Source organism: Vibrio sp. 10N.222.55.A1 (assembly GCF_041473835.1).
GTDB classification, from domain to species: Bacteria; Pseudomonadota; Gammaproteobacteria; order Enterobacterales; family Vibrionaceae; genus Vibrio; species Vibrio crassostreae_C.
In genome coordinates this window covers 34136-47065 of sequence record NZ_JBFRSX010000073.1, presented here as the reverse complement: position 1 = coordinate 47065, position 12930 = coordinate 34136, and the positions used below count along the sequence as shown (strand labels likewise).

General features: G+C 44.6%; 9 protein-coding genes and 1 pseudogene. 3 read left to right on the top strand and 7 right to left on the bottom strand.

Translation table 11 applies throughout. The annotated features are described in order from the left end of the window. Positions 1 to 550 (top strand): annotated as a pseudogene (locus AB4493_RS19520) (hypothetical protein); the annotation flags it as partial. 2 nt (positions 551 to 552) lie between these two features. After that, the gene (locus tag AB4493_RS19515; protein ID WP_372148030.1) at positions 553 to 2232 is read left to right on the top strand and encodes a BatD family protein; all 1680 of its coding nucleotides are present in this window, start codon (positions 553 to 555) and stop codon (positions 2230 to 2232) included. 69 nt (positions 2233 to 2301) lie between these two features. On the opposite strand, the gene AB4493_RS19510 is transcribed toward AB4493_RS19515, so the two are convergent. The 5 genes from AB4493_RS19510 to AB4493_RS19490 all read right to left on the bottom strand — a co-directional run bounded on the left by AB4493_RS19510 (position 2302) and on the right by AB4493_RS19490 (position 8364). Further along, on the bottom strand, positions 2302 to 4446 hold the full coding sequence (locus tag AB4493_RS19510) for a GGDEF domain-containing protein (protein ID WP_372155635.1): 2145 nt from the start codon (positions 4444 to 4446) through the stop codon (positions 2302 to 2304). A gap of 336 nt (positions 4447 to 4782) precedes the next feature. Then, the gene (gene pstB, locus AB4493_RS19505; protein WP_004737715.1) at positions 4783 to 5532 is read right to left on the bottom strand and encodes a phosphate ABC transporter ATP-binding protein PstB; all 750 of its coding nucleotides are present in this window, start codon (positions 5530 to 5532) and stop codon (positions 4783 to 4785) included. Positions 5533 to 5622: 90 nt separating this feature from the next. Beyond that, positions 5623 to 6486 (bottom strand): phosphate ABC transporter permease PstA, encoded by an 864-nt coding sequence (gene pstA / locus AB4493_RS19500; protein WP_017064256.1) that lies wholly within the window; start codon positions 6484 to 6486, stop codon positions 5623 to 5625. 15 nt (positions 6487 to 6501) lie between these two features. Further along, positions 6502 to 7431, bottom strand: coding sequence for a phosphate ABC transporter permease subunit PstC (pstC, locus tag AB4493_RS19495; RefSeq protein WP_019822958.1), 930 nt, complete (start codon positions 7429 to 7431; stop codon positions 6502 to 6504). Between the two features lie 111 nt (positions 7432 to 7542). Next, complete coding sequence (locus AB4493_RS19490; protein WP_017064254.1) at positions 7543 to 8364, bottom strand: phosphate ABC transporter substrate-binding protein; 822 nt, start codon at positions 8362 to 8364, stop codon at positions 7543 to 7545. A 480-nt stretch (positions 8365 to 8844) separates the two neighbouring features. Between AB4493_RS19490 and AB4493_RS19485 the strand changes: the two genes are divergently transcribed. Continuing rightward, complete coding sequence (locus AB4493_RS19485) at positions 8845 to 10488, top strand: methyl-accepting chemotaxis protein (RefSeq protein ID WP_372155634.1); 1644 nt, start codon at positions 8845 to 8847, stop codon at positions 10486 to 10488. A 107-nt stretch (positions 10489 to 10595) separates the two neighbouring features. Here AB4493_RS19485 and AB4493_RS19480 read toward each other — a convergent pair whose 3' ends face one another. Continuing rightward, complete coding sequence (locus AB4493_RS19480; RefSeq protein ID WP_065583797.1) at positions 10596 to 11483, bottom strand: lipase secretion chaperone; 888 nt, start codon at positions 11481 to 11483, stop codon at positions 10596 to 10598. Positions 11484 to 11521: 38 nt separating this feature from the next. After that, positions 11522 to 12463, bottom strand: coding sequence for a lipase family alpha/beta hydrolase (locus AB4493_RS19475; protein WP_372123353.1), 942 nt, complete (start codon positions 12461 to 12463; stop codon positions 11522 to 11524). Positions 12464 to 12930 lie beyond the last annotated feature (467 nt).

The window sequence follows — 12930 nt, the reverse complement described above, 5'->3', positions numbered from 1 at the left end:
ACAGCAACAGCAACAGCAAGGCGATTCTGACTCCAAAGACCAGAATGACCAAAATCAGCAAGGTCAGCAAGGTCAGCAAGGTCAGCAAGGTCAGCAAGGTCAGCAAAATGATTCTTCGCAAAGCTCTCAGGATCAACAACAAAGCTCCAGTGGCAAGTCGCAAGATCAAAGCAGTAACCAAGATCAACGCGGTAGCCAAGACCAAAACTCATCTCAAGGCCAACCTGAAAATCACTCTGACTCTGAAAAGTCTAAACAAGACGACAAGCAAGCCACGCAACAAAGTAACAGTGATCAGCCGAAACAGAGTGACCAAGAAGGCGCTACACCTCAAAGTGCTAGCGCACAACAAGCTTCAAAAGAAGATGGTGAGCAAAGTAGTCAGCAAGCTGTAGCACAAACCTCAGATCAACCTCTGTCGAGCGACCCTGACATGCGAAAACTTGAGCAAGTAGAAAGCGCCCGTGACCCGAGCCAACTGCTTAAAGCGCAAATGATTTTACAAGCACGACAAAAAAGTGCTCCTAACAACCAGAACAAAAAGTGGTAACCATGCGATTTTTAAACAAGCCATTTTTATCCGTACTCCTAACATTGTTGTTGGGAGCTTTCTCGTCCTTCTCAGTATTGGCTGCAAACGCCGTGGCGAGCGTTTCACATAACAGTGTCACCAAAGATGAAGTGTTCCTTCTTAGAGTTGCAACCGATGAAAAGGTCTCCTCTGATGCTCTAGATCTAACAGCGCTCCAGCAGGATTTCTATGTTGGCACACCAAACTTTGGGTCGTCGATGCGAATCGTCAATGGCAGCCGTTCGGTATCAAGTGAATGGAACATTAGCCTTGCTCCACTGCGTTTGGGTAAGTTGCAAATCCCGAGTTTTGATATTGAAGGGGCAAAAACCAAGCCTATCACCATCAATGTTGCAATTAACAAAGCCGCTCCAACTCAACATGATATGGCAGAGTTCCAGCTTAATCTCAGCAAGAACTCGCTGTACCCAGAAGAAGTGGCTGAGCTTGATGTAAAACTCATCATCAAAGCTGACCCAAGAAGGCTGCAAGATCCTAAAATAGCGCCACCGAGCTCTTCAGGCTTAGATGTGGAACCTATTGGGGAATCGAAGCAATTTCAAGACGTTCTCAATGGAAAGGAGGTGACGGTAGTTCAACAGTCATTCCGTATCTCGTCACAAAAAGCAGGTCAATTTAAGCTTAACGGACCGAAGCTGACTGGAGCCGTTGTTTACTCAACCAACAACTCAAGCAAAACGCGCCTTTTCCAGCTCGACACGCCCGTTGAAATCTTAGATGTAACTGTGAAGGACGTACCAAAAGGCTACCAAGGTGAGTGGTTACCAACATCAAACTTCAAACTGATTCAACAATGGTCCGATAGCCAAGGCAATCAACTGGGAAATAGTAATGGTTTAGAAGGCGACAACCCAACCATTGAAATGGAAGCGGGTGACTCGTTAACTCGTACCATCACCATGACGGCTAGCAACTTAACGCAACACCAACTGCCAAAACTGAATATCACCTACCCTAATTCGGTACGTGTTTATGAAGAGAAGCCGCGATTTGGCACAACTCAGTCAGGTGATGCTGTCGTTGTTTACAAGCAAGTCTTGATTCCGAAAGAGGCTGGAAATATCTCGCTTCCTGATGTGTCTCAAGCTTGGTTTAACACCGATTTGCAATCAGAACAAACCAGCAAAGCGCAGGGGCTAGAGTTAGCGGTAAAAGCAAGTGATCGCGCAGCGTCAAGCACTCCACCAGTTACTGCTACGCCCGCCCAACAAGTAAGCCCGACGGTTGTTACTGTGGATAGCCCAGGGATCTGGCCTTATCTCACCGCCCTATTTGCAGCTTTGTGGCTAATCAGCTCAGCATTGGCATTCTACTTCTGGTCACGCCGCGGTGTAACGACAAAACCAACACACACTGTTGAACGTCAATCAGATACCGCAGAAGCGCTTATTGAAGCTCTAAGAACGAAAGATGGCGTGATGACCAGAACCTTATTTGAGCAATGGAAATCTGAAAATACAGATCTAAGTGATGAGACGTTACAAACCGTTGAAGCCGAACTCACCAAGCTAAACCAAAGCCTTTATGGTGAAGCCGGTTCACCAGCCCAAACATGGAGCCCTGAGCTGGCAATCAAAACGGTGAAGAAGCCCAAGAGAGTTGCGAGTAAAAAGCATAATAGTTCGCTAGAAAATCTTTAGTCGACGCTGTTCATCAAGAACAGTAAAACACAAAGGCCGTTGATCATCTTGAGATCAACGGCCTTTATTTTAAGAAAGAGAGGCTGTGACTTTTTTACGTTTTAAGGCAGAAACGATTCGATTTCTCCCAGAGTCTTTGGCTTGATACAAGGCTTTATCTGCCTTGCCATACAGTAGGTCGAAGTCAAACTGGTGCTGATCAGAAGTTATCGATGCATACCCGACAGACGCAGTTAAATACTGACTAGTGCTGCTTTCACAATGGAGGATCTTCGCCTCTTCAATGCATTTTCTGATCGACTCTGCTCGCCGCTTGGTCTCAGAGTGATGGGTGCCGATCATCAACAACATAAACTCCTCTCCGCCAATCCGGCAGAAGGTTTCTTTATCATTGTGAACATGGGCATTCAGTATCTCACCTACCGTCCTCAGAGCCGCATCCCCTTCAGTATGACCATAGACACTGTTGTACAAACCAAAGTGGTCGAGGTCGACAAGAATCAAGCCAAATGTAATTTCGTTCTGTAAGGCAAAGGCACCTTGATCGTCACCGTTCAAGTCTTCTAGAACCTGCGACAACATACGGCGGTTTCCAAGGCGCGTCAGTGGGTCTAGCTTAGAAATGATGTCTAACTGTTCATTGGCTCTTTCAAGCTCTTGAGTGCGCTTACTGACTTCTTGCTCCAATGTTTCATTGAGCTTTTTCAGTTCTTCTTGAGCCATGGTTCTTTGCAGCACCTCAGCAAGGCTCGAAGCAAAGATACGTATTACCTCACGAAGCTGTGAGGTTAAAGGACTGCGAGTTAATAGGTTATCAGCAGCGATAAACGCAATCGGCTCACCCGTATTGGTGGTGAGCATGGTCATTGCCGTCCAACCGACTCCCACAATATTGAAATCGTGATAGATAGGAACTGATTCTTCAAAGGCAACTTGATTAGGGCAAGCACGAGCTGCGGCTACAATGTCACGTTCCACCAGCTCAGAGCGATAATAGGACTCATCGACAATATCGCCTTTGATGTCAGTGCCCCAAGTACCTTGCATGTAGCTGCAATTCTTATCCGTCAGGAAAACTGCCAATCGGTCGATGCCTAGGTGTTGAATAGCAAAGCTAACCGCAGACTTACACACCTCACTAACACTGTCGCAGCGAGACAACTCCACCATGCTCGAGTGCAGCATGCGTATGTTCTGCTCTTGGCGTTTACGAATGTATATCTGAGAGAGCAGCGAGCCGAAGGACTCAAGCATCTGCTTTTGATAATTGGTAATGGGTGAACGGTGGATGTAGTTATCCATCGCAATCCAGCCGACCGGTTTATCCCCTTCACGCAAGATAAGCATCCCATTCCAGCCCTGCCCCACCACCTTGCCTTCGGTGTAGAGTGGCGCTTGTTCAATAATGACTAAGTTGGTGTGGTTGTCAGACAGCGCTTCAATGTATTCCGCTTCAAGTTGGTGCAAATCGTATTGAGTGTGGTGTTCACTGTTGGTTTTACCCGCTTCGTCAGTGCCATAAGTTCCGCTGAAACAACGCTTTTTCATATCAAGCAACATGAAGATCGCACGATCAAACCCTAACCTGTCTCGCACAGCCTCAACCGATGCTTTATACAAAGCATCGAGTGACTCAGGGTTAGAAAGCTCAAGCGCGACCTGATGAACCAGCTTCATGTTCTCTACAAACAGCTCACGTAACTTTATCTCATCTAAGTATTGAGCTTCACGTTTGTCTCTGTGTTTGATTTCTAGCGCCGCGTTCTTTTCGGCACGAATACATTGCCAACGGGCAGCCGCGAGCTGTAACACATCAAGATCTTGGTCAAAGGTTTGATTAACCTTCTCAGCATTGCAATTTTGAACAATTAAATAAGTTCTGGAGGCAGGTGCGTTGTCGAGCATCATGATAAACGACTCCCCACCAAGCACTTTCATGTGTTCCCACTTGCAGGTGTTGATAGCCATTGGCAAAACCCCGTCTGCGGTATCAAACTGTGAGACCCACGGCCAAAATGTAGAGGGGTAGCTCGCCAATGAGGTTAGGTCGCCATAAGAAAAAAGCGGTAATGCGTCGCTCTCCGGCGTCGGTTCAGCAAATATTCCTATCCCTTTTGGAGTAAGTACCTTAACCAGATAGTCAAAAAGAGACTCAGCCAACAGACGATGGTCGCGTGTCGCAGATATTTGTTTTGCAAAGGCTTTAACAGGCACAGCTTCCTTCCATTGGCGATTAAGAATAAAGCAAAAATACAGAAGGCTTGATATGCAATCAATGTAAGTGAAAATGAGATGTTAAGCGGGTCGCAGTTTCACCTTTAACATTATCACAAGCATGAGAAGGACGACAAAAATGGGATTCTCTGCCCAAAATCACATCGACATTGGGGATTTTTTAGACACATAAAAAAGCCCCACCTATAGTGGGGCAAAACTTCCATCGCTTATAGTTATAGTGATAATTCTGTTGTTCTATTTGATTATCTAACCTGCGTTTCAGTTAGTGTGTAAAGGTATCTAATCGCTTAAATACCACACGTAAATCGTCGATTAACCGAAGTCACCGTTTACGTAACCTTTAGTACGATCATCTTTTGGTTCACTGAAGATAACGCTGGTTTCGTTATGCTCTACAAGCTCTCCCATTAGGAAGAAAGCCGTGCGGTCTGAGATACGACGCGCTTGCTGCATTGAGTGCGTTACGATAACGATAGTGAAGTCTTTCTTCAGATCTTCCATCAATTCTTCAATCTTGTGTGTCGCGATTGGGTCTAGAGCCGATGTTGGTTCATCCATCAGGATTACATCTGGTTCCATTGCAATGGTACGTGCGATACATAGACGCTGTTGTTGACCACCAGACAGACCAAATGCATGCGCTTTAAGACGGTCTTTTACTTCATCCCACAGTGCAGCACTGCGTAGCGAGCGCTCAACCACTTCATCGATGTGTTTTTTGTCTTTGATACCTTGAGCACGTAGGCCGTATGCCACGTTCTCGTAGATGCTCATTGGGAACGGGTTTGGCTTTTGGAATACCATGCCTACGCGGATACGTAGGTCAGCGACATCGATATTACCGTAGATGTCAGTGCCATCCATATCCAGCTTACCCTTAATCGTAACGCCTTCAATTAGGTCATTCATGCGGTTCAAACAACGCAATAGTGTTGATTTACCACAGCCAGACGGGCCAATCAGAGCAGTAACCTGGCGAGTTGGAATTGGCAGGTTGATAGATTTAAGCGCTTGGTTGTCGCCGTAAAACAGATCTAGGTTCTCAATATCAAATTTATTCATGTTCGTAATCTCTAAATTCTTAAATTCGTGTCTAACTTGATGCTTTCTTTATCACGGGGGCTCGCTTTATTTATGAGCCAGCTAATGAGCTTAGTAAGTTGCCGTGTTGAAGCGTCTCGCAATCAGTTTTGTAACCATGTTGATCAAGAGAACCAGTACGATTAGGACTGTCGCCGTGCCGTAGGCTTGGTTCCACTCATCGATAGTAAATAGCTCTGTTGTCAGCTTATATAGGTGAACCGTTAGTGTACGGCCAGAATCGAATACCGACTCAGGAACACGTGCCACCATACCTGCTGTTAAAAATACAGGTGCTGATTCGCCAATTACACGACCAATACTAAGAATGACCGAAGTTAAGATACCTGGCATTGCGCTTGGTAAGATCAAACGCCAGATAGTGTAGATTTTTGAAGCGCCAAGGCCGTATGAGCCTTCGCGGTAAGTTTGTGGCACTGCCATCAATGCTTCTTCTGTAGTACGAATGATTACAGGAAGAATCAGGATACTTAGCGTTAGTGCACCCGACAGAATCGAGAAGCCAAGACCAAGAATCGAAACAAAGAAGGTCATACCGAACAGACCAAAGATGATCGATGGGATACCAGCTAGCGACTCAGTACAGAATCGAATCACTTTCACCAATCGGCTACCTACTTTCGCATATTCAGTTAAGTATATCGCCGTCATGATGCCTAGTGGTGCGGCTACCGCAATCGATGCAATTACCATGTAGATCGTGGCAATGATCATTGGAAAAATACCACGCTCTTCACCAGTACGAGTGTAATCGTCAGTGATGAAGTTCCAATCTACATATTGCAGACCGTTCGATAGGATGTACCAAATAATCCAGAATAAGAAACCAACGGTTACAGCTGCAGCTGCCCAGATAAAACCTTTTAGGATGTTATCTTTGGTTTGACGTGCTTGTTTTAGTTTTACGCGATCCATATTACTTATCCTCGCCTACTTCGCTTTTTCACGGTTAAGATAAAGTAGAGCACCATTTAACATCATGATGAACACTAGAAGTACAACACCTGTTGCGTACAGTGCGTTAGCGTGAACGCCACTTGCGTAAGACATTTCAATTGCAATGTTTGCTGTTAGCGTACGTGCAGAGTCCAAAATACCTTCTGGCATTGCTGGCGCGTTACCCATCACCATGATGATTGCCATCGTTTCGCCAAGTGCGCGACCGATACCCAAAATCACACCAGTCATAATGCCTGAACGTGCAGCCGGAACAAGTAGCTTAAAAATCGTGTAGATTTTCGAAGCACCCAGTGCAAGTGAACCTTCTTTGTATGTACGAGGTACAGCACGAATCGAAGTTTCAGAAACCGTTATAACGGTAGGAAGAATCATGATACCCAGAACAATGATACCCGCCAGGATAGTGTTACCTGCTGGTACTTGGAAAATGTTCTGAATCATTGGAACGATAATTACTAGACCGAAGAAGCCGTAAACTACCGACGGGATACCCGCTAGAAGCTCAACTGCTGGTCGAATAATATCTGCAAGACGCTTGGGAGCAATCTCAGCAATAAAAATAGCGGTTAATACACCTACCGGTACACCAACAACTACAGCTCCAAGTGTCGAAACAATCGATGCAACAATCATAGTTGCAACACCGAATAGAGCTGGAGGTAACCAGTCAACACCCAGAACGATGCCAGAAACACCGGCCTCTTGGAATGCAGGGATACTCTCTGCAACGATAAAGTAAGCGATAACGGCTAGTGATACGATGCCGATTACAGCACTCGATAAGAACAAGCCGTGGAAGATTCTTTCTCTCCAGTCGATGCGCTTCTTAGCACGTAGACTTGGCTTGTTGATTTGAGTCGCTTCAGTATTCATAAGCTTTTCACTATTTGCGATGGTCATATATAAAATCTCAAACTTTGTGGCTCAATAAGAGCTCGAAATAAACAAAGTTGAAAGAAAAGGCTCAGCCTAAAGCAGGCTGAGCAATAATTAAGATTGAGTCAGTTAAGATTAGTTAACTGTGATGTAGCCTTTCTTACCAGCGATAGCTTGAGCTTCATCTGCAACCATCCAATCTAGGAATTGTTGAGTTTCAGCTGTTGGAGCGCCTGCTTTGTAAAGAACTAGGAATGGACGAGCAACTTTGTAAGAACCGTTCTTAACGTTGTCTACAGTCGCAGCAGCGCCGTCGATAGTTAGAGCTTGAACAGATTCGTCAACTGTACCTAGAGAGATAAAGCCGATAGCGTATGGGTTGCTTGCTACAGAAACTTTAAGTGCGCCGTTACCGTTTGCAACTTGTGCACGTTGAGAGATAGCCGATACTTTCTTATCGCCAATCTTCTTCTTAAGCTTCATGATGTCTTCGAATGCACCACGTGTACCTGATGCAGTATCACGAGTGATTGCTACGATTGGCTTGTCAGCACCGCCAACATCTTTCCAGTTAGTGATGTCGCCTTTGTAGATTGAAGTGATTTGCTCAGCAGTAAGAGCAGATACTTCGTTGTTCGGGTTAACAACAACTGCGATACCGTCACGAGCGATAACTAGCTCTTTCAGGTCAGCTGTTTTCTCTTCTTCTTTTAGGTCACGAGAAGAGATACCAAGGTCAGCACTTCCATTTTTTGCTGCTTTGATGCCTGCAGAAGAACCTGGTGCTTGAATTTCGATGAACACTGGTTCGCCTTTATTCATGTAGGTTTCTGCAAAAACTTCAACCAGTGGAGAAGCACTGTTAGAGCCAACTACAGAGATAGTTTCTTTAGCTGAAGCTGTATTCACTGTTAGAGCGCCTAGTAGTGCGATTGCACCGATAACTGTCTTTTTCATCACAAATTTCCTTTAGTGGCGTTATTGCCGTAATGTTTTGCTTGAACGAGGCCTACTTTAGAATCCGAATGTGACAGTTGTGTTTCACTTAATTGAAGCCTATATGACAACTACAAATTAATGGCTAATTTCTCTCCTACTCGATGAATTGATAGTCGCGCCCCCATCAGATGCAGTTAGTGAATGCAGGTCTCACCATCGTTTGAGCACCAAAAAGCTAGATTTCCTTCCCTATTTATATCGAATACTAACCAATATATTTCTCTATTTATCAATCAAGTAGCCCTAACACGATGGATAAAAAGATCCACCTTTATCGCCATTTAGAACAATAAACAACCATCTATATCAAATACCTATCGCATATAACGAAATCAAAGCCTTTACTGATTGAATTGTCAGTCTCATTAGTTAGAATCGCCAACTAATTCTAATAATAATAATTCTCATCTTTTTATTTTATTCAAAGAAGGACATTACATGCGCCAACTTCTCAGTGGCTTATCAATCAAAATACAAATTCTTATACCCGTACTATTTTCCGTCGTTTTACTTTTAGCCGGTGTCATTATCGGTAGTGAAAAGCTAGAAAGTGCATTCAAAGATGTATCAGTAGCGACCGACCAATTAATCTTACATAAAGAAGAACTAAGCGAAATCGTCGACAACAGCTATGGCATGCGCATCAAAGCGATTTACAGTCTATTCAATGCTGATGACGTAAAAACACTGGTTGAAACACTAAACCAAAAACGCGACCAAAATACTCGCCTACTGAATTCATTAGACACAGTGCCAGGCATGCAAGATGAAGTGGCCGCGATGAACAAAGCGATGAATCACTATGTCGACTTTTCTCGCACCACCATGCTTCCTCTATTAAGAGCGAAACACGGCGATACATCACTCTCTTCAGATTTTGAAAACCGCTACCAGATCGCAATCGACCAATACCGACACGCGGGTAATGACATGGTGCAAGCGATCAACACGCTTTCTAAAAAGTTGAATCTGCTTGCGACTCAAGAAGTCGACATCAATGGTCAGCAACACACCAGCACACTCGATACCGCAACCATTGCGCTTCTAGTGATCCTATCTGTAGCTCTAATTATCAGTTGGACGCTGGCTGGCATCATTGTTAAGCCGATCAGCAACATTCAAGAAACGATGCGGGAAGTAGCAAAAGGTAACTTGTTAGTTAAAGCAGAAGAGTATGGCGACAACGAAATCTCACGCCTAGCGCAAGACGTAAACCAGTCTGTTGAACAGCTGCGTGACACGGTAAGCTCGCTGTCTCGAATCAGTATCGAAGTGGCTTCTGCGTCGACAGAGCTAGCGGCTGTAATGACACAGTCCAGCGTTAACTCAGACCAAGAGAAGCAAGAGGTGGAGCAAGTTGCTTCTGCTGTGAACCAATTGGAAAGCACAGCAGCACACGTTAATGAGAACGCAGTACAAGCCGACTCAGCGTCTAAGCAAGCTGACGAAATGGCGACACACAGCATGAGCTTGTTTAATGAAAGCAACAAAGCTAACGAACAGATGGCGATTCAGCTAAGCGAAGCCGCAAATGTTGTGGGCACGCTAAAAGAGCACTCTGAACAGATTGGTAAAGTGATTGAGGTAATTCAAAGTATCTCTGAACAAACTAACCTGCTGGCGCTTAACGCAGCAATCGAAGCCGCTCGTGCAGGTGAAAGCGGTCGTGGTTTCGCAGTGGTTGCTGATGAAGTTCGAATGCTAGCGGCACGTACACAAGATTCAACCAAAGAGATCCAAACCATCATAGAAGGTTTGCAGGTTCAATCCGGTAACGCGAATGAAAGCATGAGCAGCTCATTATCTATGCTGGAACACAACCAAACTCTTGCAGGTGAAGTAAGCGCGGCGCTTTCAGGCATTGCTAACTCGGTAACGGACATGACTGAGATTAACACTCAGGTTGCCTCTGCCGCCGAAGAGCAAAGCCAAGTAACCTCAGACATCAACCGTAACATCTCAAACATCTACAGCCTAGTAAGCCAAAACGTTACCGGCATTACTCAAGCCGCTGCAGCAAGCCACGAGCTTTCTAACCTAGCAGAACAACAGAAGCAGCAGTTGGATTACTTTAAGGTATAGGCTTCAAGGTACGAAGTTCAAGGCAAACAGATTCAGGCTGTATGCTCTTTAGAACTCGCCGATAAACAAAAAGCCAGCCATCATGGCTGGTTTTTCGCTTTTAGACACTACTGACGAGATTCAGCCGCTCGAATTCTTTCAATCGCTTCTACCCTTCTAAGCTGTTCTGGTAGGAAATGTTCAGTCCTAAGTTGCGCAATCTTCTCTTGTTGTTCGGTTTTTGATAGGAATGAATCTTTCAAGACATCATTTCGTTCTGCGAAGTAGACCTCTAACGAGTCTTCAAAGGCCGCTCTTTGTTTATCAAGTGCTTCAAGTCTCTGGGTTGCTTCTTCACCGACAAGTTCGCTTCTCTTTAAGTATTTACCCTGTTCATCGAGACCTTCAGAGCTAGAGAGCTGTTGGAGTAACACCTGATTCTGGTGACTCGACTGAACATAATCAGGTTGCTCAGATAGATAGGATTCGAGTCTTTGTTGGTATTCTTCATCCTCTAATCCCTCCTGTTTCAGAAGTAACTTTTCTAAGGCGATTTCTCTCATTCTGTTGTCGTGCGTAAACAGAATACTTATCTCGCTCTCACTGAAAAACTGAGCTTGGAGGTCAAGGAGCGCTTGATTGAGTGCACGTAGATCATCAGCGGAAATGGATGTGGTACCGAACTGCACGTCCAACGATGTCAGTGCCGACTTATACTCAAGATATTTGGCAAACAGTGCTTCATCAACCACGGTTGTTGATGATTGTTCGTGGTGTTTCGCCACGTTGTCTCGAATATCTTCAAGGGTTAATTCTGTATTACCTGACACGAAATATTCCATCATGTCTTTTGCTGATGCGTTATCGATGTCGGTATCTTGCTGAGAGGTGACTTTCAATGAGGAGACGCGTTGTTCGTCGTCAGTATGTGTATCTTGATTATTTAGATATAAAAAGACCGCCGCTGTGCTCATCAGGGCTATCGTGGTTATCGACAAAATGGCGGTCTTTTTCATCATACTTCCCTTGTTTTCTTATTAAACGGCTTTGCAGACTACAAGCCAGCCAACTTCAATCGATTGGCATGCTGACGATATAGAGTTACAGGATCTGTCTCAAACAAGTGGTGAATTCCCAATAACCCATTAATCTCATCTAGGTGGTTCATTTTGTAATCATCACCAATCACTTTGCCCAAATGCGCGCTGCATGCTCCTACTAAGCCATCATTAGGTTCGTTGAAGGCTAAGCCTAGGATTGTCATCGCTCCGTCGGTAGGATCAAGAAGGTTGGTAAAAGTGGAAGACCCTGTCCATGAATAGTAATAAACGCCGTTACTTGCTTGCCACTCACCATCGCCACACTCAGACGTCGGAACGCCCTCAGGGTAAAACTGGTTGAAGGCTAGCGAGCCTTCTGTGGTCAATGCTTCAACAGAAGCGAGGCCGTCTTGGTCGAGATCCGTTCCACCAGATAAAAGGTTAATCAGTGTCGTTAATCCACCTGCTAATTTAACCGCGATACCTTCTGTGACAGAGCCTTCAGATACGTTCCCTCGAACGAGATCAGCGACCTTAGAACCTTTATGCACACCGCCAATACTGGTCACTGAAGCAACAAGATCAGGTCGAACTGACGCAACATAACGAGCCGTAGGCCCACCGTGGCTATGACCAACCAGATTCACCTTACTTGTTCCTGTTGCAGCTAACAGCGTTTCAACTTGGCTGAGTAACTGTTCACCACGGACCTCTGAACTGTTGGTTGCAGAGACCTGAGCGACATATACGTTCGCGCCATCTTTGGTTAGGGATTCAGGTACGCCATAGAAATAGTCAACGCCCGCTAATGTATCGAAACCAAACAGACCATGTACCAACATAATGGGGTATTTCGTTTCAGTGTATCCGCTGGCTTCTAATGCTGATGCGCTCGTTCCGGCATATACGCCAAAACTGGATAGGCAGGCTATCGTCCAAATTAATATCTTTTTCAATGCTCTTTCCTTAAACAGATTAGACCTCTGATGAGTAAAAGGACCGTAGATGATGATTTTATAAAACAGAAAGTAACGACTTCATATTTGTGATGGCGAACTTGAATTAAACAGGTGCGATGAACATCAGGCAAACAGAATCAAGAGAAAAACAAAAATATAAGAAATTGATTAAATTAACATTTAACTAAGGTTGATGAGATTGTTCTTTCAATATCCCGACTCAAATATCAATTCAACATTCTCAATAAACCAAAATTATTCGACAAATAACCGTTTGGAAACAGGTATTTTTCAACCAAAACTCGTTGATAACTTGATGCTTATTCCATTAACGACACACCACAACCCTGAATGTATTGACGCTAATTATTGATTTTAGATATAGGTCGTACCAGTTATCCACTTATCAAGAAACAAGAAACAAGCAACAAGCAACAAGCAACAGCGTTTCTGTTTGGCTCATC